This is a genomic window from Streptomyces sp. Da 82-17, assembly GCF_046098215.1.
Classification (GTDB): domain Bacteria; phylum Actinomycetota; class Actinomycetes; order Streptomycetales; family Streptomycetaceae; genus Streptomyces.
Window position 1 is genome coordinate 343718 of record NZ_JBJURH010000001.1, and the last position, 24671, is coordinate 368388.

Annotated in this window: 28 protein-coding genes; 13 read left to right on the forward strand and 15 right to left on the reverse strand. The window is 71.5% G+C overall.

Annotation, left to right across the window (positions count from 1 at the left end):
• Window positions 1–61: 61 nt before the first annotated feature.
• The 4 genes from ACIDOF_RS01550 to ACIDOF_RS01565 all read right to left on the reverse strand — a co-directional run bounded on the left by ACIDOF_RS01550 (window position 62) and on the right by ACIDOF_RS01565 (window position 3478).
• Entirely contained in the window at window positions 62–622 is a 561-nt protein-coding gene (locus tag ACIDOF_RS01550; RefSeq protein WP_409003750.1) for a Clp protease N-terminal domain-containing protein, read from the reverse strand.
• On the reverse strand, window positions 622–831 hold the full coding sequence (locus ACIDOF_RS01555; RefSeq protein ID WP_308940003.1) for a helix-turn-helix domain-containing protein: 210 nt from the start codon (window positions 829–831) through the stop codon (window positions 622–624). Before ACIDOF_RS01555 ends, ACIDOF_RS01550 begins: the two co-directional genes overlap by 1 nt.
• A 117-nt stretch (window positions 832–948) precedes the next feature.
• A complete protein-coding gene (locus ACIDOF_RS01560) occupies window positions 949–1911 on the reverse strand; it encodes a zinc-binding dehydrogenase (RefSeq protein WP_409003751.1) in 963 nt (320 codons plus the stop codon).
• A 358-nt stretch (window positions 1912–2269) separates the two neighbouring features.
• Window positions 2270–3478: an NADP-dependent malic enzyme gene (locus ACIDOF_RS01565; RefSeq protein ID WP_409003752.1), complete on the reverse strand. Its 1209-nt coding sequence runs from the start codon at window positions 3476–3478 to the stop codon at window positions 2270–2272.
• 673 nt (window positions 3479–4151) lie between these two features.
• Between ACIDOF_RS01565 and ACIDOF_RS01570 the strand changes: the two genes are divergently transcribed.
• From ACIDOF_RS01570 to ACIDOF_RS01580, 3 genes are read left to right on the forward strand one after another with little or no spacing between them, the layout of a single operon-like run.
• Window positions 4152–5102, forward strand: coding sequence for an ABC transporter substrate-binding protein (locus tag ACIDOF_RS01570; protein ID WP_409003753.1), 951 nt, complete (start codon window positions 4152–4154; stop codon window positions 5100–5102).
• Window positions 5103–5132: 30 nt separating this feature from the next.
• Complete coding sequence (locus ACIDOF_RS01575; RefSeq protein ID WP_409003754.1) at window positions 5133–6065, forward strand: amino acid ABC transporter permease; 933 nt, start codon at window positions 5133–5135, stop codon at window positions 6063–6065.
• Complete coding sequence (locus ACIDOF_RS01580; protein WP_409003755.1) at window positions 6062–6823, forward strand: amino acid ABC transporter ATP-binding protein; 762 nt, start codon at window positions 6062–6064, stop codon at window positions 6821–6823. Before ACIDOF_RS01575 ends, ACIDOF_RS01580 begins: the two co-directional genes overlap by 4 nt.
• 82 nt (window positions 6824–6905) lie before the next feature.
• On the opposite strand, the gene ACIDOF_RS01585 is transcribed toward ACIDOF_RS01580, so the two are convergent.
• Window positions 6906–7682, reverse strand: coding sequence for a class I SAM-dependent methyltransferase (locus ACIDOF_RS01585; protein ID WP_409003756.1), 777 nt, complete (start codon window positions 7680–7682; stop codon window positions 6906–6908).
• 90 nt (window positions 7683–7772) lie between these two features.
• Here ACIDOF_RS01585 and ACIDOF_RS01590 point away from each other — a divergent pair, with 90 nt between their 5' ends.
• Window positions 7773–8402 (forward strand): CGNR zinc finger domain-containing protein, encoded by a 630-nt coding sequence (locus tag ACIDOF_RS01590; RefSeq protein ID WP_409003757.1) that lies wholly within the window; start codon window positions 7773–7775, stop codon window positions 8400–8402.
• Here the strand turns inward: ACIDOF_RS01590 and sodX are convergent.
• Complete coding sequence (sodX, locus tag ACIDOF_RS01595) at window positions 8306–8746, reverse strand: nickel-type superoxide dismutase maturation protease (RefSeq protein ID WP_409003758.1); 441 nt, start codon at window positions 8744–8746, stop codon at window positions 8306–8308. The genes ACIDOF_RS01590 and sodX overlap by 97 nt on opposite strands.
• A 229-nt stretch (window positions 8747–8975) precedes the next feature.
• Here sodX and sodN point away from each other — a divergent pair, with 229 nt between their 5' ends.
• On the forward strand, window positions 8976–9371 hold the full coding sequence (gene sodN, locus ACIDOF_RS01600) for a superoxide dismutase, Ni (protein ID WP_045558998.1): 396 nt from the start codon (window positions 8976–8978) through the stop codon (window positions 9369–9371).
• An 87-nt stretch (window positions 9372–9458) separates the two neighbouring features.
• Here the strand turns inward: sodN and ACIDOF_RS01605 are convergent, their stop codons facing one another.
• Window positions 9459–9965 (reverse strand): carboxymuconolactone decarboxylase family protein, encoded by a 507-nt coding sequence (locus tag ACIDOF_RS01605; RefSeq protein WP_409003759.1) that lies wholly within the window; start codon window positions 9963–9965, stop codon window positions 9459–9461.
• Window positions 9966–9978: 13 nt separating this feature from the next.
• Between ACIDOF_RS01605 and ACIDOF_RS01610 the strand changes: the two genes are divergently transcribed.
• Both ACIDOF_RS01610 and ACIDOF_RS01615 read left to right on the forward strand, forming a co-directional pair.
• Complete coding sequence (locus ACIDOF_RS01610; protein WP_409004019.1) at window positions 9979–10554, forward strand: MarR family winged helix-turn-helix transcriptional regulator; 576 nt, start codon at window positions 9979–9981, stop codon at window positions 10552–10554.
• A 155-nt stretch (window positions 10555–10709) separates the two neighbouring features.
• Window positions 10710–11567 (forward strand): hypothetical protein, encoded by an 858-nt coding sequence (locus ACIDOF_RS01615; protein ID WP_409003760.1) that lies wholly within the window; start codon window positions 10710–10712, stop codon window positions 11565–11567.
• A gap of 88 nt (window positions 11568–11655) precedes the next feature.
• On the opposite strand, the gene ACIDOF_RS01620 is transcribed toward ACIDOF_RS01615, so the two are convergent.
• From ACIDOF_RS01620 to ACIDOF_RS01650, 7 genes are all read right to left on the reverse strand, one after another.
• A complete protein-coding gene (locus ACIDOF_RS01620; protein WP_409003761.1) occupies window positions 11656–12930 on the reverse strand; it encodes an RNA polymerase sigma factor in 1275 nt (424 codons plus the stop codon).
• On the reverse strand, window positions 12927–13328 hold the full coding sequence (locus ACIDOF_RS01625; protein ID WP_409003762.1) for a YciI family protein: 402 nt from the start codon (window positions 13326–13328) through the stop codon (window positions 12927–12929). Before ACIDOF_RS01625 ends, ACIDOF_RS01620 begins: the two co-directional genes overlap by 4 nt.
• A 248-nt stretch (window positions 13329–13576) precedes the next feature.
• Complete coding sequence (locus ACIDOF_RS01630) at window positions 13577–13831, reverse strand: hypothetical protein (RefSeq protein WP_409003763.1); 255 nt, start codon at window positions 13829–13831, stop codon at window positions 13577–13579.
• 64 nt (window positions 13832–13895) lie between these two features.
• The gene (locus ACIDOF_RS01635; RefSeq protein WP_409003764.1) at window positions 13896–14495 is read right to left on the reverse strand and encodes a dihydrofolate reductase family protein; all 600 of its coding nucleotides are present in this window, start codon (window positions 14493–14495) and stop codon (window positions 13896–13898) included.
• 190 nt (window positions 14496–14685) lie between these two features.
• Window positions 14686–15285 (reverse strand): GNAT family N-acetyltransferase, encoded by a 600-nt coding sequence (locus tag ACIDOF_RS01640; protein WP_409003765.1) that lies wholly within the window; start codon window positions 15283–15285, stop codon window positions 14686–14688.
• Between the two features lie 382 nt (window positions 15286–15667).
• Window positions 15668–16816, reverse strand: a complete 1149-nt coding sequence (locus tag ACIDOF_RS01645) for a family 2 encapsulin nanocompartment cargo protein polyprenyl transferase (protein WP_409004020.1) — start codon at window positions 16814–16816, stop codon at window positions 15668–15670.
• Window positions 16817–17211: 395 nt separating this feature from the next.
• Window positions 17212–18618, reverse strand: coding sequence for a family 2B encapsulin nanocompartment shell protein (locus tag ACIDOF_RS01650; protein WP_409003766.1), 1407 nt, complete (start codon window positions 18616–18618; stop codon window positions 17212–17214).
• A gap of 279 nt (window positions 18619–18897) precedes the next feature.
• Here ACIDOF_RS01650 and ACIDOF_RS01655 point away from each other — a divergent pair, with 279 nt between their 5' ends.
• The 3 genes from ACIDOF_RS01655 (at window position 18898) to ACIDOF_RS01665 (ending at window position 20961) form a co-directional block, all read left to right on the forward strand.
• Window positions 18898–19131, forward strand: coding sequence for a hypothetical protein (locus tag ACIDOF_RS01655; protein WP_409003767.1), 234 nt, complete (start codon window positions 18898–18900; stop codon window positions 19129–19131).
• A gap of 177 nt (window positions 19132–19308) precedes the next feature.
• Window positions 19309–19899, forward strand: a complete 591-nt coding sequence (locus ACIDOF_RS01660; RefSeq protein ID WP_409003768.1) for an N-acetylmuramoyl-L-alanine amidase — start codon at window positions 19309–19311, stop codon at window positions 19897–19899.
• A gap of 141 nt (window positions 19900–20040) precedes the next feature.
• Entirely contained in the window at window positions 20041–20961 is a 921-nt protein-coding gene (locus ACIDOF_RS01665; protein ID WP_409003769.1) for a 1-aminocyclopropane-1-carboxylate deaminase/D-cysteine desulfhydrase, read from the forward strand.
• A 61-nt stretch (window positions 20962–21022) separates the two neighbouring features.
• Here the strand turns inward: ACIDOF_RS01665 and ACIDOF_RS01670 are convergent, their stop codons facing one another.
• Entirely contained in the window at window positions 21023–22621 is a 1599-nt protein-coding gene (locus ACIDOF_RS01670; RefSeq protein ID WP_409003770.1) for a Na+/H+ antiporter, read from the reverse strand.
• A gap of 61 nt (window positions 22622–22682) precedes the next feature.
• On the opposite strand from ACIDOF_RS01670, the gene ACIDOF_RS01675 reads away from it, so the two are divergent.
• From ACIDOF_RS01675 to ACIDOF_RS01685, 3 genes are all read left to right on the forward strand, one after another.
• The gene (locus ACIDOF_RS01675) at window positions 22683–22943 is read left to right on the forward strand and encodes a UBP-type zinc finger domain-containing protein (RefSeq protein WP_409003771.1); all 261 of its coding nucleotides are present in this window, start codon (window positions 22683–22685) and stop codon (window positions 22941–22943) included.
• Window positions 22944–23244: 301 nt separating this feature from the next.
• Window positions 23245–23658: an anti-sigma regulatory factor gene (locus tag ACIDOF_RS01680; protein WP_161694748.1), complete on the forward strand. Its 414-nt coding sequence runs from the start codon at window positions 23245–23247 to the stop codon at window positions 23656–23658.
• Entirely contained in the window at window positions 23655–24656 is a 1002-nt protein-coding gene (locus ACIDOF_RS01685) for an RNA polymerase sigma factor SigF (RefSeq protein WP_409003772.1), read from the forward strand. Before ACIDOF_RS01680 ends, ACIDOF_RS01685 begins: the two co-directional genes overlap by 4 nt.
• Window positions 24657–24671 lie beyond the last annotated feature (15 nt).

A 24671-nucleotide genomic window follows, 5' to 3' on the forward strand; every position in this document is an offset into this window, starting at 1 on the left:
CCACAACGACGCCGCAGACGAAACACGACCCCGAACCCGGGCCCGGGGCGGAGCCCCGGAGTCACGACGGCCCCAGCACGCGCACCACCTCCCCATAAGAAGCCCCGTACACCCCCAGCACATCCCGCACGACCCCGGGCCGGACGGCCAACGCGAGCAGGAGGTGCTCGTCGCCGATGGCCCGCTCCCCGCGCCCGACGGCGACCCGCAGCGCCTGTTCCAGTACGCCCTTGGACTCGCGGGCGAACGGCCGGTGCGCGCCGCCGAACCAGCGCTGCGTACGGCCACGCCCTCGCCCGCTGCGCCCCAACGCCCCTTCCCCGTGGGCCTGTTCGACGCGGGCGACGATCGCGTCGACGTCGATGCCGAGCCCGGCGAGGGCCTCCTCGTCGGCCGCCGAGACTCCCCCGCGCCGGCGCGCCTCGGCGAGGTCCGCGGCGATCGCGTCGCGCCGTCCGGTCACGCCGAGCGCGGCGAGGACGTACGCGGCTTTCGTACCCTCGGCGTCGAGGAGGGCGAGCAGGAGATGCTCGGTGGTGACCGCGGGTGCGTCGGCCCGTTCGGCGTGCCCGACCGCGCCCTCGACGACGTCCCTCGCGCCCTGCGTGAACCGCTCGAACATCACTGCCTCCCGTACTTCTTGTGCACGGCCTGCCTGCTGACGCCCAGCTCTGCGGCGATCTCCTGCCACGACCAGCCCTGGTTCCGGGCGCTGCGCACCTGGACTGACTCGAGCTGTTCGAGCAGCCGCCGCAGTGCGGCCACCGCCCGCAGCCCGATGCGCGGGTCACGATCTCCGGCTCGCTCGGCGAGATCCGTTGCCTCGGTCATGCTGTCAATGTAGGTTGACAGCCGCCGAAGCGTCAACCTCAGTTGACACCGTACGTACGAGAAAGGCCCGGCCGCCGTACGAAGCGGCGGGCCGGGCCTGGGGCGTGCGCGAGCCGGTCAGACCGTCAGCACGATCTTGCCGAACTGCCCGCCCTCCGCCAGCCGTTCGAAGCCCTCGCGGGCGCGGTCGAGGGGCAGCTCCTCGTCGATGACGGGGCGGATGCCGGTGTTGGCGCAGAATGCGAGCAGGTCCTCCAGCTCGTCCTTGGAGCCCATCGTGGAGCCGACGACCTTCAGCTCCAGGAAGAAGATCCGGGTCAGCTCGGCGTGCGAGGGCCGGTCGCCGCTGGTGGCGCCGGAGATCACCAACGTGCCGCCGGGGCGCAGGGACTTCACGGAGTGCGACCAGGTGGCGGCGCCGACCGTCTCGATCACCGCGTCGACCCGCTGCGGCAGCCGGGCGCCCGGCTCGACGGCCTCGACGGCGCCGAGCTCTAGGGCCCGCTTGCGCTTGGCCTCGTCCCGGCTGGTCGCGAAGACCTTCAGTCCGGCCGCCTTGCCGAGCACGATCGCGGCCGTGGCGACCCCGCCGCCGGCGCCCTGCACGAGCACCGAATCCCCGGGCCGCACACCGGCGTTGGTGAACAGCATGCGGTACGCGGTGAGCCAGGCGGTCGGCAGGCAGGCGGCCTCGGCGAAGCTGAGCTCCTTGGGCTTGGGCAGGACGTTCCAGGTCGGCACGGAGACCTGCTCGGCGAACGTGCCCTGGTAGCGCTCGGTCAGGATCGAGCGGGGCTCGTCCGGGCCGACGCCGTGCCCGGACTGGCCGATGACGGAGTGCAGGACGACCTCGTTGCCGTCGGCGTCGACCCCGGCGGCGTCGCAGCCGAGGATCATCGGGAGCTTGTCCTCACCGAGGCCGACGCCTCGCAGGGACCAGAGGTCGTGGTGGTTGAGGGAGGCGGCCTTCACGTTGACGGTCGTCCAGCCGGGGCGTGCCTCGGGGGCCGGGCGCTCCCCCAACTCGAGGCCGCTGAGCGGCTGGTCACGGTCGATGCGGGCGGCATAGGCGGCGAACATGCCGCCGACGATATTGCGGAGGCGGCCCCACGGGAACCAGCCCACGGTGTGACCCCTCGCACCGTCGCCCGGCTGCACCCCGGCCGCCCTGCGGGGCGACATTCCCCGCCCCGCCCCTTCCCGTAACTGGGGCTCCGCCCCAGACGCCGCTCCTCAAACGCCGTAGGGGCTGTTTCTTGGGGGCGCGGGGAACTGCGCGAGCAACCACGACGGCGAGACAGCCGAACGACAACCCGGTTACGCGCGGAACGGGGAGCAAACACGGGCAAGGGCCCCGCCAACAGGCAGGGCCCTTGCACCAGTTCGGCTCCGAGCCGGGGTCGGGGGCCCGGGGCGAAGCCCCGTTCCCTCCGTACGCTCAGCGGCGAGCAACACCCTCCGCACGGGCCGCCGCCGCGACCGCCGCGGTGACGGCCGGGGCCACCCGCTCGTCGAACGGCGACGGGATCACGTACTCCGCGGACAGGTCGTCACCGACGACCTCGGCGAGCGCGTCGGCCGCCGCGATCTTCATGCCCTCGGTGATCTGCGCGGCGCGCACCTGCAGCGCACCGGCGAAGATGCCCGGGAAGGCGAGCACGTTGTTGATCTGGTTCGGGTAGTCCGAGCGCCCGGTGGCCACGACCGCCGCGTACTTGTGCGCGATGTCGGGGTGCACCTCGGGGTTCGGGTTGGCCATGGCGAACACGAAGGAGTTCTCCGCCATGGACGCCACCGCGGGCTCCGGGACCGTACCGCCCGAGACGCCGATGAAGACGTCCGCGCCCGCGAGGGCCGACTCCAGGGAGCCGGACAGGCCCGCCTTGTTGGTGAGCTCGGCGAGCTCCCGCTTGACCGGGGTGAGGTCGTCCCGGTCCTTGCTGACGACACCCTTGCGGTCCGCCACCGCCACGTCGCCGATGCCCGCCTCCAGGAGGAACTTGGCGATGGCGACGCCGGCCGCGCCCGCACCGGAGATCACGGCGCGCAGGTCGCCGAGGGTCCGGTTCGTGAGCTTCGCGGCGTTGCGCAGCGCGGCGAGCGTGACGACCGCCGTGCCGTGCTGGTCGTCGTGGAAGACGGGAATGTCGAGGGCCTCCTTGAGGCGGTCCTCGATCTCGAAGCAGCGCGGCGCCGAGATGTCCTCCAGGTTCACACCGCCGAAGGACGGGGCGAGCCGGACCACGGTGTCGACGATCTCGTCGACGCTGGTGGTCTGGAGGGCGATCGGAACGGCGTCCACGCCGCCGAACTGCTTGAACAGAATGGCCTTGCCCTCCATCACGGGGAGGGAGGCTTCAGGACCGATGTCGCCGAGTCCGAGCACGGCCGTGCCGTCGGTGACGACGGCGACGACGTTGGACTTCCACGTGTAGTCGTGGACGAGCTCGGGCTGCTCGGCGATGGCGCTGCACACCTTGGCCACGCCAGGTGTGTACGCGAGGGACAGGTCGTCCTTGTCACGCACCGGCACGGTGGCCTGGACGGCCATCTTGCCGCCACGGTGCAATGCGAACGCGGGATCGAAGGGCTCTTCCGCGCCCTCCGCACCGGCGTCGCTGCGAGGGTTGACGATCTCCGCTGCCACTTTTGTCTGACCCCTTAAGTCTTATTCGTTGAGGGTGACCACTCCTGGTTTAGGGGTGGGCGGGCACCGCGTCCGTGACTCGCTTCGGCGGTTGGCCCGCCTCCACGAGGGGAGGTACGTACGCGCGGGCGCGCCGCACACGCGCCCTGAGCCCCGGATGAGGGGTGTAACAGCCCTTTTTACCTGAAGACCGCACGGACGGGCGAGCGGCATTGGTCACTGCCCGGTAAGGCCCTTTTGCCCACCCGGAAAACGAACGATCATCGTTCATCGAGCGGCCACCGCACGTTGCCCCGTACGCCTCCCACCTGCGGTGTTGCCACAGCCCCCGAGGCCGCGGGAAGGGGTGGGCCGGTGCTGTCGCGCGGGCCGCACCCGAGTCGCCACAAAGGCAGACAAGGCGCACACTGAATACCCGGAAAGATCCGTCCCACATAGCGAGATAGGCCGGGGATGGCACGGTTAGCGGCTGTTCACCGGTTACGCCGCGTTCCCCCGTAATGAACGGACCGCGCACGTCTCGCCTCGACCCGTTATCCGATTTTGACATAAGGACCCTCCGAAATCCGGACGTCCGAATGGCAGGATGCGGGACACGCGAGGCGGCGCCGACCAGCGCTTCCCCACCCTCCACCCCCCGTTCGACGTCCCCTCACTTGTCGGAGGCACCACCATGACCGCAAGCACCACCCGTCGTACGGCCGCTCGCAGGACACGAATACTCGCGGTCGGCGCCGTTGCGGTCTCGGGCGCCCTGCTTCTCGCAGGCTGCGGTGACCAGACCAACTCCAGCCAGGGCGGCTCCGACGTCAAGAGCGCCCCGCTCGCCGACAAGCTCCCGAAGGACGTCAAGGACGCCGGCGTGGTCAAGGTCGGCTCCGACATCGCGTACCCGCCGGTCGAGTACAAGGACAAGGACGGCAAGGTCGTCGGCATCGACCTGGACATCGCCAAGGCGCTCGGCGAGCAGCTCGGCGTCGAGTTCGCCTTCGAGAACGGCACCTTCGACACCCTGCTCGGCGGCCTCCGCTCCAAGCGGTACAACATCGCCATGTCCGCCATGACGGACACCAAGGACCGCCAGAACGGCATCGACTCCGAGACCGGCAAGAAGGTCGGCGAGGGCGTCGACTTCGTCGACTACTTCAACGCGGGCGTCTCGATCTACACCAAGAAGGGCGACACCCAGGGCATCGAGACCTGGGCCGACCTCTGCGGCAAGAAGATCGTCCTGCAGCGCGGCACCGTCTCGCACGACCTGGCCAAGGCCGAGTCCAAGAAGTGCAAGGGCGGCAAGAAGATCGCCATCGAGGCGTTCGACAACGACCAGCAGGCCCAGACCCGGCTGCGCTCCGGCGGCGCCGACGCCGGTTCCTCCGACTTCCCCGTCGCCGCGTTCGCAGTGAAGACCTCCGGCGGCGGCAAGGACTTCGAGCTGGTCGGCGAGCAGGTCGAGGCAGCTCCGTACGGCATCGCCGTGCCCAAGAACAACCCCGAACTGCGGGACGCCATCAAGGCCGCGCTCGACGCCATCATCAAGAACGGCGAGTACGAAAAGATCATCTCGAAGTGGGGCGTCGAGGACGGCGCCGTCACCGAGGCCAAGATCAACGGCGGCAAGTGACGACTCCGCGTCGTCGGTGAAAGGCATCTCGTGACTGTGGACACTGAAAAGAAGGGCCCGGAGGACACTCCTCCGGCCGGCCCGGAGGCCATCAAGGCAGTGCCGGTCCGGCACTACGGCCGCTACCTCTCGGCCCTCGTCGCCCTGGCGGCGCTGGGCGCGATCGTCTTCGCGTTCGCGCAGGGTGACATCAACTGGGACGCGATCCCGGAGTACTTCTTCGACGACCGCATCCTCAGCGGCATGCGGGAGACCCTGCTCCTGACCGTGCTGTCGATGCTGATCGGCGTCGTCGGCGGCATCCTGCTCGCCGTGATGCGACTGTCCCGGAACCCGGTGACGTCGTCCATCGCCTGGTTCTACATCTGGTTCTTCCGCGGCACCCCGGTCCTGGTCCAGCTGTTCGTCTGGTTCAACCTGGGCTTCGTCTTCGAGTACATCAACCTCGGCCCCGTCTACAAGGACGAGTGGTCGGACTTCATGACGCCGTTCCTGACGGCGCTGCTCGGTCTCGGCCTGAACGAGGCCGCGTACATGGCGGAGATCTGCCGTGCCGGTCTGCTGTCCGTCGACGAGGGTCAGACCGAGGCGGCGCACGCGCTCGGCATGAGCCACAGCAAGACGCTCCGCCGCGTGGTCCTGCCCCAGGCGATGCGCGTGATCGTCCCGCCGACCGGCAACGAAGTCATCAACATGCTGAAGACGACCTCGCTGGTCGCGGCCGTCCAGTACTACGAGCTGCTCCGCAACGCCCAGGACATCGGCCAGAGCTCCGGCGCCACCGTCGAGGTCCTGTTCCTCGCCGCGACCTGGTACCTGATCATGACCTCGATCCTCAGCGTCGGGCAGTACTACCTGGAGCGGCACTACGCCCGCGGCTCGTCCCGTCAACTCCCGCCGACGCCCTGGCAGAAGGTCAAGGCCAACATGCTGTCGCTGCGCCGTCCGGAGGTCGCCCGATGAACGCCATGGTCAAGGCCGAGAACGTGCACAAGTCCTTCGGGCACGTCGAGGTCCTCAAGGGCATCGACCTGGAGGTCAAGCAGGGCGAGGTCTTCTGCCTGATCGGCCCGTCGGGCTCCGGCAAGTCGACGTTCCTGCGCTGCATCAACCACCTGGAGAAGATCAACGCCGGGCGGCTGTACGTCGACGGCGACCTGGTCGGCTACCGGCAGAAGGGCGACAAGCTCTACGAGCTCAAGGACAGCGAAGTCGCCCTGAAGCGCCGGGACATCGGCATGGTCTTCCAGCGCTTCAACCTGTTCCCGCACATGACGGCCCTGGAGAACGTCATGGAGGCGCCGGTCCAGGTCAAGGGCGAGTCGAAGGCCTCGGCCCGCGAGCGTGCCGGGCAGCTCCTGGAGCGGGTGGGCCTCGGCGACAAGGCGGGCAACTACCCGTCGCAGCTCTCCGGCGGCCAGCAGCAGCGGGTGGCGATCGCCCGCGCCCTGGCCATGGAGCCGAAGCTGATGCTCTTCGACGAGCCGACCTCGGCGCTCGACCCCGAGCTGGTCGGTGACGTCCTCGACGTCATGCGCGACCTCGCCGAGAGCGGCATGACGATGATCGTCGTCACGCACGAGATGGGCTTCGCCCGCGAGGTCGGCGACAGCCTGGTCTTCATGGACGGCGGCGTCGTCGTCGAGTCCGGCAACCCGAGGGACGTCCTGACGGACCCGCAGCACGAGCGGACGAAGTCGTTCCTGTCCAAGGTGCTGTAGCCACACGGCAGTCGAGGGCGGTACGGGAGCTCCCGTACCGCCCTCTTCCCGTGCGCGGCGCCTACGCCACCGCCGGCTCCGGCTACTTCACCGCCAGCACCAGCGCGTCCGACGGCGACGACCAGACCGTACGGGCCTCGGCGAAGCCCTTCTCGCGCAGGACGCGGGCGTGCCACTCGGCGGGCGGGGTGTCGCCGTCGGCGTGCTCCCCGTAGATCTCGAAGCGCTTCGCGGTCGGCTCGGCGAGGACCGGGTCCTTGGCGGCCAGCTGCCACCAGTCCGCCCAGTCGAGCGCGCCGGCGGCCTTGGCGCGGTCCTGGCGGGCGTGCCGCTGGGCGCGGTCGGCGGCGTTGATGCGCGGCGTCGACGGGTCGGGCATGTGGTCGGCGTTCATGAACACCCCGCCGCCCGGGACGAGTTCGGCGACCTGCCCGTACAGCACGGCGAGCGGTTCGCTGTGCAGCCAGTGCAGCGCGGTGGCGGTGAGCACCGCGTCGTACGACTCGTACGGCAGCTTCGCGCGCCAGTCCGGGTCCTTGAGGTCGGCGGTGACGAAGGTGACGCGGTCGTCCCCGGCGAAGGTGCCCTCGGCGATGGCGAGGAGCGCCGGGTCCAGGTCGACGCCCGTGCTGACCGCCTCCGGGAACCGCTTGAGCAGGCGGTCCGTGATGCTGCCCGTGCCGCAGGCGAGGTCGAGGACGCGCGGCCGCGGGCCGACGAGGGCCTCGACCATGTCGAGCATGACGCGGAACCGCTCCTCGCGGTCCGGCATGTACCACTCCTGCTGCCGGTCCCAGCTCGTCTGCCAGGCTTGCCAGTCGGCCGTGCCCGCCGTGGCCCCCGCGGTGGTCTCGGTCATCGGAAACCCTCCCGTCCGTAATACCCTGGGCACAGAAGTGCCCATTACCTCGACTGAGCCGACCATAGCCCGCCCTCGTAAGGACTACAAGTGGAACTGGCCTATTACTCGGACTACGCCGTGCGCCTGGTCAACAGCGAGGAGCCGGCGCGCAACAAGGACTCCCTGACCTCCGTCGAGGCGGTGCGCGCGCTGTTCGGCAAGGACTCGACGGGCGGGCGCCGCGCCACGGAGGCGGACGTGAGCCGCTTCCGTTCCGTGCGGGCGCGGCTGCGCACGGTCTTCGAGGCGGCGGACGGCGGCGACGAGACCCTCGCCGTCGACCTGCTCAACTCGCTGCTCCTGGAGTTCCCGGTCAGCCCGCAGATCTCCGGGCACGACCACCGGGACGAGGACAACCGCCCGCTCTGGCACATGCATCTGGCGGACCATCCGTCGAACGCGACCGCGGGCTACGCCGCCATCGCCTCCATGGGCCTGGCCTTCCATCTCACCGAGCACGGCGTGGAGCGGCTCGGCATCTGCGAGGCGACGCCCTGCCGCAACGCCTACCTGGACACGTCCACCAACCGCTCCCGGCGCTACTGCTCGGACCGCTGCGCGACCCGCGCCAACGTCGCCGCCTACCGCGCCCGCAAGCGCGAGGAGGCCGACCGGTCGCACAGCACCGGACGTACGGCGGAGAGTGCCCAGAGCAGTGCTCTGAAAGGTGAGCGCTGATCCGACGGCCGCGGCCTGAACCGGCCGACGACGCGGGCGAGCACGAGCTCCTCGGGCACCGTCCCGTAGTCCGTACTGTCGCCGCCCGCAAAGGCGTTGTCGCCGAGCACCCACCAGCCGGACCCGCGCCGCTCCACCGCCCGCTTCACCACGAGCAGGTCCTGCTGGAACGGGTGGCGGAGCACGACCACGTCACCGGGCCGCACCCGCGCCCCGTACTTGACGAGGAGTCGGTCGCCGTGGCGCAGCGTGGGCACCATCGACGGCCCGTGCACCTCGGCCACGCCGAACGGCACCCGGGCCTGACCTGCCTCGCGCTCCGGTTCGCCGCCCTGCTCCCGCATTCCGCTCCCTCTCGCCCGTCGTCGTGTCCCGCGAAGGACACCGCCGCCCCTGACCGCCGACACCTGCCGACACCCGCGCCACCTGTCGTCACCAGTCTGCCGGTCGCATCCGTCCCGGGTCCCGGTTCCACCCAGGACTTTTGTCCCAGCCCCTGGGCCCCTCGCGAAATCCCCTCTCTCACGGAGTAATGTCCACCCTGAGAAGACGATCACGAGGAAGGACAGCTCAATGCTCTCCCGCCTGTTTGCCCCCAAGGTGAAGGTCAGCGCCCACTGCGACCTGCCCTGCGGTGTCTACGACCCGGCCCAGGCCCGCATCGAGGCGGAGTCGGTCAAGGCCGTCCAGGAGAAGATGGCGGCGAACGACGACGCCCACTTCCAGGCCCGCGCCACGGTCATCAAGGAGCAGCGCGCCGAGCTCGCCAAGCACCACGTCTCGGTGCTGTGGAGCGACTACTTCAAGCCCCCGCACTTCGAGAAGTACCCGGAGCTGCACCAGCTGGTCAACGACACCCTGAAGGCCCTCTCGGCCGCCAAGGGCTCGACCGACCCGGCCACGGGCCAGAAGGCGCTGGACTACATCGCCCAGATCGACAAGATCTTCTGGGAGACGAAGAAGGCCTGACCTTCGCGTTTCGTCGACGCAGAACACCCGGCATCCGCGCGGAGCCGGGTGTTCTGCGTTTCTCAGCCGTGCCCCGTCAGCCGGGCCTCACCCCACCAGCCGGTTGGCGAAGGTCGACATCGTGTACGTGCCGATGCCGAGGACGACCTCCAGGGCGTTGCGGCGGGTGTGGCCGTGGGCGAGGAAGTCGGCGAGTTCCGCCTCGGTGACCGCGCCGGCGGAGGCCAGCACGGCGAGGGTGAACCGGCGTACGGATTCGAGGCGTTCGTCGTCGAGCGGGCGCTGCTCGCACAGCGCGTCGACCATCCCCTGCGGGGCGTCGAGCGCGGCCAGCTTCGCGCTGTGCATGGCGACGCAGACCTGGCAGTCGTTGCGTACGGCGACGGTCATGACGACGGTCTCCCGGGCCAGTGGGTCCAGCGTGGACTGCTCGAACATGCCGCTCAACCGCTGGAACCCGTCGAGGAGTTGGGGCGACTCGGCGAGGCGGCCCGCCACGGGCGGGATGTGTCCGAGATTCCGCTCGATCCGCTCCAGGGCCCGCCGGGAGCCCTCCGGCGCGGTCTCGATGGCGTACGTGACGAACCCCTGCATGCTTCCCCCTAAAATCGACAACGTGGTTGACGAAAAGAAAGTAAAGCAGGTTGTCGATTCCGGCAAGCGGGGCGAGCAGGGACAGCGGGGCGAGCGGGGCCGGCAGGGCGAGCAGGGTCGCGGCCGGACTCCGGGATTCGAGTTGCCGCTGCTGCTCTTCGCCGGGTTCCGCACGCTCATCGACGAGCTGCACGCCGAACTCGCCCGCCAGGGCCACCCCGACATGCGCCCCGCCCACGGCTTCGCCCTGCAGGCCATCGGGTTCGGGCCGGAGGCGGCGAGCACCAGCGAGGTCGGCCGGCGGCTCGGTGTGAGCAAGCAGGCGGCCGGCAAGACCGTCGACCGGCTGGTCGAACTCGGCTACGCGGAACGCGCCGACGACCCCGCCGACGCCCGCCGCAAGCTGGTCCGCCTCACCGCCCGCGGCCACGACGCCCTGGCCCGCTCGGCGGCGATCTTCGACGAGCTGCGCGCGGACTGGGCCACGGCCCTCGGCGAGCGCCGCCTCGGTCAGCTGGAGGACGCCCTCCGCGAGGTCACCCCGGCCGAGTCCTTCGGCCTGGACGCCTCGGCCTGGCTGCGGGCGTAGCGGTACGGGGGGGCAGCGGCACCAGCGGGGAGGGCAGTGGGCGTACGCGCAGGTCACCCGGCCTGTGCGCGGCTCTGGGCGTACGTGCACCGTGCAGGTACCGTGACCCGGCACCGCCCCTCCCCCACCCGTGCCCGCACCCCCGCAGGAGAACCATGAGCCCCACCGGCCGCCCCCGCCTGCTCTACGTCACCGACCTCGCCTACGAGGCGCGCGGACGGCGGTACTGCGACGAGGACATCTTCCTCAGCTCGCGGCTGCGCGCGGAGTCCGGTTTCGACGTCGCGCTCTGCCACCCGGCGGACGCGGCGGCGCTCATGGACTCCTTCGACCTCGTCCTCGTGCGCAACAGCGGCCCCGTCCTCAACTACCTGGACGCGTACGAGGAGTTCAAGAAGCGCGCGCTCGCCTCCGGCACGGCCGTCCACAACCCGCTGACCGGCCGGGCGGACATGGCGGGCAAGCAGTACCTGCTCGACCTGACCGCCGCCGGGTTCCCCGTCATCCCGACCGTGGACCGCGCCGCGCACCTGGACCGGCTGCCGGACGCCGACGAGTACGTCGTGAAGCCCGCGCTCGGCGCCGACTCGATCGGACTGCGCGTCGTGCCCCGCGCCGAACTCGGCACCCTGGCCCCGGACCTGGACGGCTCCGGCCTGCTGGTCCAGCCGCGCATCCCGTTCGCGTACGAGGTGTCGTTCTATTTCGTCGACGCGGACTTCCAGTACGCCCTGCGGACCTCGGACGGCGGCGAGCGCTGGGATCTGCAGCGGTACGAACCGACCGCCGCCGACCTGGAGTTCGCCCGGCGGTTCGTCGCCTGGAACACGCTCGACCACGGCATCCAGCGCGTCGACGCCTGCCGCGCGCCGGACGGGGAGCTGCTGCTCGTCGAGCTGGAGGACCTCAATCCGTATCTCTCCCTCGACCTGCTGCCGGCCGCGACACGGGACGCGTTCGTGACCCGGACGGCCCGGTCACTGCGGGAGTGCCTGGCGGCGGCGACGCGTTGAGGCCCGGGCGGGTGGACGCGTCGAGCGCCCGGGCGGCTGGGCCACGGGGTGATCCGTCGGCGTCGGCCCGGTCCGCGAGGCGGGTCGGTCAGTCGGCGTCGGCCCGGTCCGCGAGGCGGGTTGCGCGGGTGCGGAGGTAGCGCGCTTCGGGGGCGCTGAGCGTACGCCCGGCCGCCTTGGCGTACGCGGCCCGCGCGCCCTCGCGGTCGCCGGCGCGTTCCAGGAGGTGGGCGCGGACGGCGTGCAGCCGGTGGTGGTCGCCCAACTCGCCCTCCAGCGCGGAGAGTTCGCGCAGCCCCTGGTCCGGTCCGTGCACCATGGCGACGGCGACCACGCGGCCGAGGCGGGCCATGGGTTCGGGGGCGCGCTGGACCAGGAGCTCGTAGAGGCCGAGGATCTGCGGCCAGTCGGTGGCGTCCGCGTCGGCCGCCTCGTCGTGCAGGGCGGCGATCGCGGCCTGCAACTGGTAGGCGCCGACGGGCGGTTGGCCCAGCGACTCCTCGACCAGCTTCAGGCCCTCGGCGATCGCGTCCCGGTCCCACCGCGTACGGTCCTGCTCGTCCAGCGGGACCAGCTCGCCGTGCGGTCCGGTGCGCGCGGGCGCGCGGGCCTCCGTGAGCAGCATCAGCGCGAGCAGCCCGGTCACCGCGCCCTCGGCGGGCAGCAGCCGGCGCACCGCCCGGGTCAGCCGGATCGCCTCGCGTGCCAGGTCGGCGCGGTGCAGGGCGGGGCCCGATGTGGCCGTGTACCCCTCGTTGAAGATCAGGTACAGGACCTGGAGGACGGCCGCGAGCCGCTCGTCCCGGTCGTCGCCGGTCGGCTGCCGGAACCGTACGCCTCTGATCTTCTGCTTCGCCCTGCTGATGCGTTGCGCCATGGTCGCCTCGGGCACGAGGTGCGCGCGGGCGATCTCGGCGGTGGTCAGCCCGCCGACGGCCCGCAGGGTGAGCGCGACCTGGGCGGGCGGGGTGAGCCCGGGGTGGCAGCAGAGGAAGAGCAGGGTGAGCGTGTCGTCCTCGGCGGGCGCGCGGCTCTCGCCGGGCGCCGGCGCGGTGAACGCGTCGCGGGGCGTGAGCGCCGCCGCGGTCTCCTCCCGGCGGCGCCGCGCCTCCTCGCTGCGCAGCAGGTCGGTGAGGCGCCGCGACGCGACCCGGATCAGCCAGCCGCGCGGATTCTCCGGCGCCCCTTGCCCCGGCCACTGCCCGGCGGCGGCGAGCAGCGCTTCCTGTACGGCCTCCTCGGCGAGGTCGAAGTGCCCGTACCGCCGCACCAGCGCGCCGAGGACCTGCGGCGCATGCCTGCGCAGCAGGTCCTCCACGGGTGCGGCGGGGCCCTCCACGGGGTGCGCGGCCGCGGGCTTCAAAGGCTCTGGATCGGCCTGATCACCACCGGGTAGACGGGGGCGCCCTCCGGCTGGGGGCACTCCTGGATGCGGTTGGCGATCTCGGTGACGCGTTCGAGGCTCTCGCAGTCGAGCACCCAGTACCCGGCGAGGACCTCCTTGGTCTCTGAGTACGGACCGTCCGTGACGACCGGGCGACCGTCCTTGTCGCGGCCGACGAACCGCGTCTGCGCCGGTTCCGTGAGCCCCTGCGCGTCGATCATCTCGCCGGACTCGGCGAGGTCGTTGTTGAGGTTCTCCATGAAGGAGAACATCGCCTGCACGTCCTTCTCGCTCCAGGCCGGGCTGTGCTCGTTGGCCTTTCCGCTCATCGCCTCGTAGTCGGCCTGTGCGCCCTGCACCATCACCAGGTACTTCATGGTCCACTCCTTGCTCGGGCCCCTGTGGGGCGGCTGTCACAGGGGACGTCGGAGCGCCCCGACGGTTCTCGACAGCCCGGCCGGTGCGTATGGCGAAGTTTTTTCGGCGGCCGGCCGCGGGATGCGCTGCGGTGGGTTGCCTCGCGGCGGCTCGGCGTGCGGGAGCGTGGCTTCGGGCGTGCGGGAACGTCTTCGGGCGGGCGGGAGCGAGCCGAGTCGTCGACGCCCGGCCGGCGGTGCGGCCGGGCTCACGGATGGCTCAGCTTGCCGAGGCGCTCGCGGCGGGTCGACTTCCAGTGCTCCGGGTGCGCCGCGTGCTCCGCCTCGTCGCTCTCGTCCACGCGCGCGGGGCATCCCTCGTGGTGGCACGGGCCCGGACCCCAGCTCGGCACGTACGCCCCGAGCACCTTGCGGCGCTTGACGACCGTCTCCACCGGCTGCTTGCACACCGGGCACACATGCTCGGCGCGGCGCGGCGCAGGCCGGTCTTCTTCCTTGGCCATACGTCCAGGTTATTCCCGTTCGTCACCCCGGACCAGCCATCTGCAACCACCCGTACGCGACCTGCTACTTCCTGCCGTACGTGGTGATCACGACCCCGTTGCCGAAGGACTTCACCGACTCCAGCGCGAACTCCCTGATCGCGAACCCGGCCTTCGCGAGCGGCATGCCCGAGCCCAGGAAGCAGGGGTACGTCTTGATCACCAACTCGTCGATCTCGTCGACCAGTTGTCCCGCCAGGTCGGCGCCGCCGCAGAGCCAGATGTCGAGGCCGTCCTGCGCCTTCAGCTCACGCACGCGGGCGACCATGTCCCCGGAGATCACCTCGATCTCCGGGTCGACTCCCGGCTCGGCCTCCGTTCCGCGCGCCTCCTTCAGGCTGCGCGAGACGACGTACTGCTTCAGGTGGCCGTACGGACTGGTCACCTCCGGCAGCCCCACCTCGTACGTGGCACGGCCCATGAGGACCGCGTCGTACCGGCGGTTGGGCCGGTCGTCGATGCCGAACTGGCGCCGCGCCGGCGTCGGCAGCATCTCCGGCAGCTCGGCGAACCCGTACTGCAGATACTCCTCGTCGACGTACTTCGCGAAGAACTCCGCCTCCCCGTCGACGTCCCCGATGAACCCGTCGATCGACGTGGCGATCAGATACGAAAGCTTGCGCAAGACTCCCCCTGGATTCGGCCGTACCGCGACGTACGCGACGTACGTGACGTACGGACGTACGTGACGTACGGACGTACGTGACGTACCGCAACGTGGCACTGCGGGCGCAGCACTGCACTCATACTGCTTCAAGTGAAGTGGTTACGCAAGAGGGGGCGAGCCGTCTCCGTCGCACCTCCGCCCGAACCCCCTACCGCTCCGGCCGCGGCTCGCGCCACATCGGGAACATCCGCGGCCCGTCCGGGAGTTGGACCGCCTCGCCCGTGAAGGCGAAGCCGAGCCGCTCGTACAGGCCTCTGCTGCGCTCGCTGCTCGCCTCCAGGTACGCCGGCACGCCCTCGCGGTCGCAGCGTTCGAGCACCGACTCGATCAGCGCCGTGCCGAGCCCCTCGCCCTGCCTCTCCGGGGTCGCCGCGATCAGCAGGAGGTAGGCGTGCGCCCGGTCGTGCGGGTGCACGGCGCCGGTCAACCGTCCCACCAGCTCGGCCCGTTCGTTCTCCGGGTCCGCCGTCTCCCGCATCCGCGCGGGAGTGTCGTCCTCCTCCTCGGCCTCGCCCGCCGGCACATGGAGCCAGAGCGCGGCCGCCGCCCCGTCCTCCGTCATGTCGACCCAGCCCTCGCTCAGCGCGACGTCGAGGAACACCCCCATGAACACCCCGTGCACCTTGCTGCGGTGCACCTCGTCCGGGAACACCCAACTGCTCACCGGGTCGTACTGGAACGCCTCGTCCAGCAACCGCACCAGGCGCTCCCTGTCGCCCTCGCCCGCCCTGCGGATCGCCACGCCCATTCGGTCCACTCCCCCAACTGCCGCTGCACATCGAGCCGTTGCAGCGTAGACGCCGCTCCCGCGCGACCGGGCGGGCCGCCCGCACACTGGCCTGAACCAGCCGCTGTACGGGCGCCCTCCACGCAGCGCGGACGGCGCCGCAGTCACCTCGCCATGCTCATTTCGTGACGCCCACCTCCTTTCTCCCTCCTCCCGGCCGGCCGGGCTCCCGGCGCCGGCCGCCTCCGCACGCAGGCCCGCCCGCTCGGCGGGTGCGCCGCGCGCCGCTCACCCGCGCCTACGCGTGCCGTGCCTCCACCGCTCGCGCGCGCCTCCTCACGCCGTACGCCTCCTCACGCCGTGCGCCTCCTCTGCCGTACGCCTGCTCACGCCGTGCGCCTGCTCACGCCGTACGCCGCGTGACGAACTCCGCGAGGGCCAGGAGGCCGCCCGCCGCGTCGGGGTCCGGGACCGCCCGGGCGAGCAGGCCGAGCGCGCGGGACATCCGGTCCGCCGCCTCCGTCTGCGCCCAGTCCCGGCCGCCCGCGCGGTCGATCGCTTCGGCGGCGCGTTCGACGTCCGCGGGCAGCAACTTCGGGTACAGCTCGGCGAGTTCGGCGCCCGCCTTCGTGCCCGACGCGAGCGCCGCCACCACCGGCAGGGACTTCTTCCCGGCCAGCAGGTCCGCGCCGACGGGCTTGCCGGTGCGGGCCGGGTCGCCCCAGATGCCGATGATGTCGTCGATCAACTGGAAGGCCAGGCCCGCCTGTCTGCCGAAGGCGTCCATCGCCTCCACCTGCTCCCACTCCGCGCCCGCGTACAGCGCGCCGAGCGCACACGCGGTGCCGAGCAGCGCCCCCGTCTTCGCCTCGGCCACACTCATGGACTCGTCGAGCGTGACCTCGTCGCACGACCGGTCCTCCAACGCCGTGTCGACGTGCTGCCCCTCGCACAGCTCCATCAGGCACGCGGCGAGCCGGGCGGCCGCGTCGCCGGAGGCCGGGTGTGGGTCGTCGGCCAGCACCCGGAAGGCGAGGGCCTGCAGGGCGTCCCCGGCGAGGATCGCGTCGGCGTCCCCGAACACCGTCCACGCGGTGGGGCGGTGCCTACGAGTGCTGTCGCGGTCGATGACGTCGTCGTGCAGGAGCGTGGAGTTGTGCACCAACTCCACCGCCGCCGCTGCCTTCACGGCCGCCGTGGGCGATCCGCCGAGCGCCCGCGCCGCCGCGAGGACGAGCCCCGGCCGGATCGCCTTGCCGCCCCGGCCCGCCGCGGGCCGACCGTCCGCGTGCTCCCACCCGAAGTGGTACGTGACGACCCGCCGCATCGTCCCGTCCAGCGACCCGACCGCCCGCCGCAACTCGGGCTCGACGGCCTCCCTCGTACGATCGAGCAGCGCCGCCGCCTCCCGACTCTCCCCCGCACCGACACCGCGCCCTCCGCCGCGAAAGGCCCGGTCGGAACCGGCCGACCCGGCCCCCGCCGAACCGGATCCGCCCGACCTGCCCTCCGTCGGCGCCGGGCTCCCCGCCCCGTCCTCCGCGGCCGACAAGCCGCCGGACCCGACCCTCACCGGCGCCGCCGGGCCGTCCCGCCAATCCTCCACAGCCCCCACGCCTTCCGGCCTCGCCTCGCCACCTCGGGCGTCTCGCACCGTCTCCGCCCGCTGTTCGGCCGGCCCGGCCGCTTGCTCGGCAGCCGTGTCCCGCCTCGCCTCCGTGTTGGAGATGTCCGGTTGCACCTCCGTCTGCAGGGCGTGCATCCGCAGCCCCGTCTCCGTGCCGTCCCCGCCGAAGGCGGTCTCGTTCGGGTCCTCCCGGGCCGCGTCCGGCGCCGCCGTGTCGTGGGCCGCCCCGCGCGTGTGCGGGACAGTGGTGGGGCCGGGTCGGGTCTGCTCGTCGGGGCGGGGCGAGCCCGCCGCGGCACCTGTCTCCAGCAGTCGCTCGGTCATCGGCGGCGTCCGATCTCGACGTTCTCCAGGACACCCAGCGCATCGGGCACCAGAACGGCGGCGGAGTGGTAGGCCGTGACCAGGTACGACATGATCGCCCGCTCGTCGATGCCCATGAACCGCACCGACAGGCCCGGCTCGATCTCGTCCGGGATGCCGGACGGCCGCAGCCCGACCACGCCCGCGTCGTCCTCGCCCGTACGCATGCAGATGATGGACGTCGTACCGGCCGCGCTGACCGGGATCTTGTCGCACGGGAAGATCGGCACCCCGCGCCAGGCCTGCACCCGCTGCCCGTCCACCTCCACCGTCTTCGGGTGGAGGCCGCGCCGGTTGCACTCACGGCCGAAGGCGGCGATCGCCCGCGGGTGGGCGAGGAACAGCCGGGAGTCGCGCCTGCGGCTGAGCAGTTCGTCCAGGTCGTCCGGTGTCGGCGCGCCGTTGTGCGGCTGGATGCGCTGGTCGTACTCGCAGTTGTGGAGCAGGCCGAAATCCCGGTTGTTGACCAGCTCGTACTCCTGGCGCTCCTTGAGGGCCTCGACGGTGAGCCGCAGCTGCTGCTCGGTCTGGTCCATCGGCTTGCTGTAGAGGTCCGCCACGCGCGTGTGGACGCGCAACACGGTCTGGGCGACGCTCAGTTCGTACTCGCGCGGGGACGGTTCGTAGTCCACGAACGTGCCGGGGATCACCGGCTCCCCGACATGCCCCGCCGCGAGCTCGATCTCCTTCTCGCCGTACGGATTCGTGCGCTGCTTCGGGATCGACCGCACCTGCGCGAGGTGGCTGCGCAGCGACGGCGTGCGCTCCGCGACCCGCTCGAACTCGCGCCGCGGCAGGATCAGGACCGTGCAGGCCGTCACCGCACGCGTCGTGTACTCCCAGATGGCGTCCTGGTCCACGAGGCAGGCGTCGCCGAAATACGCGCCGTCGGCGAGCGCTCCGAGGACCGCGTCACCGCCGTACGGCCCTGTGCCGACCTTCTCCGCGCGGCCGTGCGCGAGCAGGAAGACGCCGTCCACCCGGCTGCCGAACGAGGCGAGGGTGTCGCCCGCCGCGAACTCCCGCTGCTCGCACCGGCCGGCAAGCTCCTCGAGCGCGGCCCCGTCCTCGTACGCCCGCAGCGCCGGCAGTTCGCCGAGCTCGGCGGGGATGACCTGCACCCGGTCCCCGGTCTTGACGAAGGTGACGCGGCCGTCCCCGACCGAGTAGCTCAACCGTCGGTTCACGCGGTACGTACCGCCCTGCACCTGCACCCACGGCAGGCGCCTGAGGAGCCAGCGGTCGCTGATCTCCTGCATCTGCGGGGTGGACTTCGTGGTGGTGGCCAGATTCCGCGCAGCGCCGGTGGCAAGGCTCTGCTGAGCCTGCCCCTGCCCCTCGCGGATCTCTTCGCCTACCGACATGTCTGTGCCCTCTCCGTGCGTCATGGCCCTGGCCCGGTCTGCCGTTCTGCCGTGGCCCGGCCGGTCCTGCGTCGTGACAACCAGCCTTCCATCACGCACAGTTGTCACGCCATCACACAAACGAGCGGGAATGGATCAACCATTGACGGGGCACGTGCACGAAATCCCCCGTTCCGCTTGGCCGTTCGGGCCCCGGCCGGCCATCGGGCGGGGAACGGCCACCAGCACGACCACCCGCACCACGGCAGGAACCACCCGCACCACGACAGGAGACGAGCCATGGCAGGCTTCCTCGACCGCGCCAAGGAGCAGGCACAGCGCGGCATCGCCCAGGGCAGGCAGAAGCTCGACGAGGCGCAGGCGCAGCGCGCCGGAGGCGACCTCCTGAAGAAACTGGGCGCCGCGTACTACGCGGAGCGCAACGGCGGCGGCGACCCCCGGGCCACGCTGCAGGCCCTCCAGGCGGTCGAGGCGCACATCGCGACGCACGGCGACGGCATCCTCCGCGCCTGACCCCACCCCTCCGCCCTCAGCCCCGCCCCATCCACCAGCCACGACCCGGTGTCCGGATCACGTCGCACACCGCGTCGAACGTGCCCGAACTACTGGCCCCAGTACCGACGTTCCGGTACAAGCGGGACAAGAGGCGGCGCGCATTCGGCCGCCGCCGCGGCCCATGACGGAGGAGTCATGTCCGAGCCCATGTCCGCGGGAACCTTTCTCGACGCCCTCAAGGACGAAGGCCTGACGGTCGTCGAAGTGCGCGAGTGGCGCACGCACAACCGCAACCACAAAGGCCCGTGGGGCCCCGTGCACGGCGTGATGATCCATCACACCGCGACCAGCGGCAGCGACGCGACGGTCCGGCTCTGCTACGACGGCCACGCCTCGCTCCCCGGCCCGCTCTGCCACGGCGTCATCACCAAGGACGGCAGAGTCCACCTGGTGGGCAACGGCCGCGCCAACCACGCCGGCCTCGGCGACGACGACGTGCTGCGGGCCGTCGTCGCCGAACGCCGCCTGCCGCACGACAACGAGGCGAACACCGACGGCAACCGCTACTTCTACGGCTTCGAGTGCGAGAACCGCGGCGACGGCGACGACCCCTGGCCCGCCGCCCAGCTGGAGGCCATCGAGAAGGCCGCGGCCGCGATCTGCCGCCACTACGGCTGGAACGAGCGGTCCGTCATCGGCCACCTGGAATGGCAGCCGGGCAAGGTCGACCCGCGCGGCTTCGACATGGACACCATGCGCCAGCGCATCGCCGAACGCCTCAAGTAACCCGGCACGCGCGCGTACCGGAGGGGCTCCCGCGTGCGTACGAAAACGCTCACCACGCGCGCGTAACAGGAGGGGGCGCTCCCCACGCGTACGAAATCGCCCCGCACGCGCGCGTGCCGATCGCGCGGCGACAATGGCCGGGTGAACGCTCCCGACCTGGCCCGACTGCGGCCCCGGCTCCCGTCGCCGCTGCACGACGTCGACGACGAGCGCTTCACCCGCCGCGGCGTGCGCCTGCTGCTGAAGCGCGACGACCTGATCCACCCCGACCTGCCCGGCAACAAGTGGCGCAAGCTCGCCCCGAACCTGGAGGCCGCCGCCGGACGCCCCGTCCTGACCTTCGGCGGCGCCTACTCCAACCACCTGCGCGCCACCGCCGCCGCGGGCCGCCTCCTCGGCTTCGACACCGTCGGCGTCGTCCGCGGCGACGAGCTCGCCGACCGCCCGCTGAATCCGTCGCTCGCGCGGTGCGTGGCCGACGGCATGCGGCTGCACTTCGTCGACCGGTCGACGTACCGCCGCAAGACCGAGCCGGAGGTGCTCGCCGGGCTGCTCACCGCGGCCGGGGTGGACCCGCTGCACGTCTACGTCGTCCCCGAGGGCGGCTCCAACTCCCTGGCCGTACAGGGCTGCACGGCGCTCGGCGCGGAGCTGCAGGACGTGGCCGACGTCGCAGCCGTCGCCTGTGGCACCGGCGGCACCCTCGCCGGTCTGGCGGCCGGGCTCGCCGTGGGACAGCACGCGATCGGCGTGCCCGTCCTGAAGGGCGGCTTCCTCACCGCGGAGGTCGAGCGGCTGCAGCGCGAGACGTTCGGCGCGCACACCGGCGCCTGGCACCTGGAGGACCGCTTCCACTGCGGCGGATACGCCCGTACGACCCCCGAACTCGACGCCTTCGCCGAGGACTTCGAGCAGCGCCACGGGCTGCCCGTCGAGCGGCACTATGTCGCCAAGTTGCTGTTCGCCCTGAAAACCCTCACAGAGGAGGGCGCCTTTCCGCCGGGCACCCGCCTCGCAGCGGTCGTCACCGGACGCCCCTGGGAAGCGGAGCAGCACACCTAGACGTCACCGAGAACCCGCTCAGCCCGACCCGAAAACCGACTCAGCACGACCCGAAACCCGCTCAGCCCGCCTCTTCCCGATAGGCCGCCGCCTCTTCGAGGTCGAGGCGGCGCAGCAGCGTGCGCAGCATCTCGTCGTCGATCCGCCGCTCGTCCCGCAGCCGCACGAACACGGCCCGCTCCGCGGCGAGGGTCTCGCGCGAGAGCCTGCGGTAGGTGTCGTCGGCGGACTCGCCGGTGACCGGGTTGGCGGCACCGAGGCGCTCCCAGACGGCGTTGCGGCGCCGCTCCAGGACCGTGCGGAGCCGGTCCGCGAGGGGCTGCGGCAGGGCGTTGCGCTCGTCGGCGAGGAGCTCCTCCAGGCGCTGCTCGGCCGCCCGCGAGGCCTGGTTCTGCGCCTGTGCCTCGGCGAGGGTCTCGGCCTGCTCGTCCCGCCCCTGCACCGGCAGGACGCGGATCAGCCCCGGCAGCGTGAGGCCCTGCACCACCAGCGTCCCGATGACCGTCGTGAACGTCAGGAACAGCAGCAGGTTGCGCCCCGGGAACGGCTCCCCGTCGTCCATCGTGAGCGGTACGGAGAACGCGATCGCGAGGGACACCACTCCGCGCATGCCCGCCCAGCCGACGATGAGCGGCCTGGTCCAGTCGGAGTCGGCCTCCCGCTCCCTGATCCGCCGCGACAGCATGCGCGGCACATAGGTGGCCGGATAGACCCAGACGAACCGGACGACCACCACGACGAGGAAAACCGCCACCGCGTACCAGAGCGCCTGCACCCCCTCGTACTCCCCGAGCCCCTGGAGGACCACCGGCAGTTGGAGGCCGATCAGGGCGAAGACCGCGGACTCCAGGACGAACGCGACCATCTTCCAGACCGCCGCCTCCTGCAACCGGGTCGCGAAGTCCACCTGCCAGGACTGGTGCCCCAGATAGAGCGCGACGACCACCACGGCGAGCACCCCGGAGGCGTGCACCTCCTCGGCGGCCGCGTAGGCGACGAAGGGGATCAGCAGCGACAGCGTGTTCTGCAGCAGCGCCTCCTTGAGGTGCGTGCGCAGCCAGTGCAGCGGCACCATCAGGACGAGGCCGACGCCCACACCGCCGAGCGCCGCGATCGCGAACTCCCGGACACCGCCCCCGAAACTGGCCCCCTCCCCGACGGCGGCGGCCAGCGCCACCTTGTAGGCGGTGATCGCGGTGGCGTCGTTCACCAGCGACTCCCCCTGCAGGATCGTCGTGATCCGCGAGGGCAGACCGACACGGCGTGCGATGGCCGTCGCGGCGACCGCGTCCGGCGGCGCGATCACCGCACCGAGCACCAGCGCGGCCGTCAGCGGCAGATCGGGGACGATCAGATGCACCGCGTAACCGACCACGAGCGTCGCGAACAGCACGTAACCGACCGACAGCAGCGCCACCGGCCGCCAGTTGGCCCGCAGATCCAGGTACGAGCTCTCCACGCCCGCGGTGTACAGCAGCGGCGGCAAGAGCAACGGCAGCACCACATGCGGATCCAGCTCGTAGTGCGGCACCCCCGGCACGTACGACACCGCGAGGCCGGCGGCGACGAGCAGCAGGGGCGCGGGAACGGGAGTGCGCCGGGCCACTCCGGCGACCGCTGCGCTCCCCGCGACCAACAACAGCAACGGCAAGACATGCATCTGTTCGCGCCCGTCCCCTTCGGCCAGCCCACTGTCACAGGTGAGTCGTAACCTGGCCATCATGAACGAGTGCCCGCACGTCGCCCTGCTGCCGCACCCCGAGCCCGCGCCCGTCACCGACACCTGCCCCGAGTGCCTGGCGGTCGGCAGCCACCCGGTGCAGCTGCGCCTCTGCCTCACCTGCGGGCACGTGGGCTGCTGCGACTCCTCCCCGTTCCAGCACGCCACGGCCCACTCCAAGGAGACCGGCCACCCGGTGATGCGCACCCTCGAGGACGGCCAGAGCTGGCGCTGGTGCTTCGTGGACCACGTCCTCGTCTGACGGCGACGCACAGTGACGGCCCGCGGGACGACTCCGGACGGTTCGACCGGCCGCCGCCTGGGTACGTCAACCCGGCGCGCGCTCTTTCCAATTGGGACCGCGAAACCCCTAGCCACTGTCCGTACCCGTAGGCTTACTATGAGTGAACAGACGGGTCGGGGGTCCGCCGGACAGGGAGCGTGGGAGCGCGATAGCGTCACCTGCTGAACACACAGCGCATCACCCGTGCGACGCTGTGCCGGGCCGCCGCCGAGCGGCGGACCGGATCCCCGAACGTGCTTGTACCACCTTGGAGGTGAGGGTGTCCCAGATCGCAGGCGAGCCCGGGACTCAGGACTTCGTGGAAGTCCGGCTGCCGGCTGCGGGTGCCTACCTGTCGGTGCTGCGGACGGCCACGGCCGGTCTGGCGGCGCGTCTTGACTTCACCCTGGACGAGATCGAGGACCTGCGCATCGCGGTCGACGAGGCCTGCGCGATCCTGCTGCAGCAGGCCGTGCCGGGCTCCGTGCTCAGCTGCGTCTTCCGCCTCGTGGACGACTCACTGGAGGTCACGGTCTCCGCGCCGACGACCGACGGCCGCGCCCCCGAGCGCGACACCTTCGCTTGGACTGTCCTGTCGGCCCTCGCGGGCAAGGTCGACTCCACGGTCGCCGACGACAAGACCGTCTCGATCAGCCTGTACAAACAGCGCGGCGCGGGACCCGGGCCGGCGTGAGGAACGGGGACGGGCCGGTGCGTGACGAAGAGCGCAGCACAAGGAGTCTGCCCGCCGAGAACACCGACGGCAGCGACGGAGTGCCCAGGGCGCGGCGCGCCCCGGACATCCCCGAGCAACAGGCCAGGCCGCACCCGGAGGACCCGGGGACTACGGAGCAGGCACAGCGCGATGACAGGGGCGAGCGCCAGGTCGGCGGCCGACGGGCGGGACACATGACAGAGCACGGGCACCACCACGATCCGCAGGACCGCAGCGGCGCGCGGGCGATGTTCCTCGAGCTGCGCAAGCTGCCCGACGGCAGCCCGGAGTACGCGGAGCTGCGCAACCAGCTGGTCCGCATGCACCTGCCCCTGGTCGAGCACCTGGCCCGCCGCTTCCGCAACCGCGGCGAGCCGCTGGACGACCTGACGCAGGTCGCGACGATCGGCCTGATCAAGTCGGTCGACCGCTTCGACCCGGACCGCGGCGTCGAGTTCTCCACGTACGCGACGCCCACCGTCGTCGGCGAGATCAAGCGGCACTTCCGGGACAAGGGCTGGGCGGTGCGGGTGCCGCGCCGGCTGCAGGAGCTGCGGCTCTCCCTCACGACGGCGACCGCCGAGCTGTCCCAGCAGCACGGCCGCTCCCCCACGGTGCACGAGCTGGCCGAGCGGCTCAGCATCTCCGAGGAGGAGGTCCTGGAGGGCCTGGAGTCGGCGAACGCGTACTCCACGCTGTCCCTGGACGTCCCGGACACGGACGACGAGTCCCCGGCGGTGGCGGACACCCTGGGCGCGGAGGACGAGGCGCTGGAGGGCGTCGAGTACCGCGAGTCGCTCAAGCCGCTCCTGGAGGACCTGCCGCCGCGCGAGAAGCGGATTCTGCTGCTGCGGTTCTTCGGGAACATGACGCAGTCGCAGATCGCCCAGGAGGTCGGCATCTCGCAGATGCACGTCTCCCGGCTGCTCGCGCGCACGCTGGCGCAGCTGCGGGAGCGCCTCCTCGTCGAGGAGTAGGCCTCCCCGGAGGCC

Coding starts and splice junctions, on each gene's coding strand:
- ACIDOF_RS01555 (WP_308940003.1), bottom strand. CDS start 831: ATGACCGAGGCAACGGATCTCGCCGAGCGAGCCGGAGATCGTGACCCG.
- ACIDOF_RS01660 (WP_409003768.1), top strand. CDS start 19,309: ATGTCCGAGCCCATGTCCGCGGGAACCTTTCTCGACGCCCTCAAGGAC.
- ACIDOF_RS01630 (WP_409003763.1), bottom strand. CDS start 13,831: ATGGCCAAGGAAGAAGACCGGCCTGCGCCGCGCCGCGCCGAGCATGTG.
- ACIDOF_RS01615 (WP_409003760.1), top strand. CDS start 10,710: ATGAGCCCCACCGGCCGCCCCCGCCTGCTCTACGTCACCGACCTCGCC.
- ACIDOF_RS01625 (WP_409003762.1), bottom strand. CDS start 13,328: ATGAAGTACCTGGTGATGGTGCAGGGCGCACAGGCCGACTACGAGGCG.
- sodN (WP_045558998.1), top strand. CDS start 8,976: ATGCTCTCCCGCCTGTTTGCCCCCAAGGTGAAGGTCAGCGCCCACTGC.
- sodX (WP_409003758.1), bottom strand. CDS start 8,746: ATGCGGGAGCAGGGCGGCGAACCGGAGCGCGAGGCAGGTCAGGCCCGG.
- ACIDOF_RS01560 (WP_409003751.1), bottom strand. CDS start 1,911: ATGTTCGCCGCCTATGCCGCCCGCATCGACCGTGACCAGCCGCTCAGC.
- ACIDOF_RS01670 (WP_409003770.1), bottom strand. CDS start 22,621: ATGCATGTCTTGCCGTTGCTGTTGTTGGTCGCGGGGAGCGCAGCGGTC.
- ACIDOF_RS01640 (WP_409003765.1), bottom strand. CDS start 15,285: ATGGGCGTGGCGATCCGCAGGGCGGGCGAGGGCGACAGGGAGCGCCTG.
- ACIDOF_RS01580 (WP_409003755.1), top strand. CDS start 6,062: ATGAACGCCATGGTCAAGGCCGAGAACGTGCACAAGTCCTTCGGGCAC.
- ACIDOF_RS01550 (WP_409003750.1), bottom strand. CDS start 622: ATGTTCGAGCGGTTCACGCAGGGCGCGAGGGACGTCGTCGAGGGCGCG.
- ACIDOF_RS01650 (WP_409003766.1), bottom strand. CDS start 18,618: ATGTCGGTAGGCGAAGAGATCCGCGAGGGGCAGGGGCAGGCTCAGCAG.
- ACIDOF_RS01585 (WP_409003756.1), bottom strand. CDS start 7,682: ATGACCGAGACCACCGCGGGGGCCACGGCGGGCACGGCCGACTGGCAA.
- ACIDOF_RS01655 (WP_409003767.1), top strand. CDS start 18,898: ATGGCAGGCTTCCTCGACCGCGCCAAGGAGCAGGCACAGCGCGGCATC.
- ACIDOF_RS01605 (WP_409003759.1), bottom strand. CDS start 9,965: ATGCAGGGGTTCGTCACGTACGCCATCGAGACCGCGCCGGAGGGCTCC.
- ACIDOF_RS01570 (WP_409003753.1), top strand. CDS start 4,152: ATGACCGCAAGCACCACCCGTCGTACGGCCGCTCGCAGGACACGAATA.
- ACIDOF_RS01675 (WP_409003771.1), top strand. CDS start 22,683: ATGAACGAGTGCCCGCACGTCGCCCTGCTGCCGCACCCCGAGCCCGCG.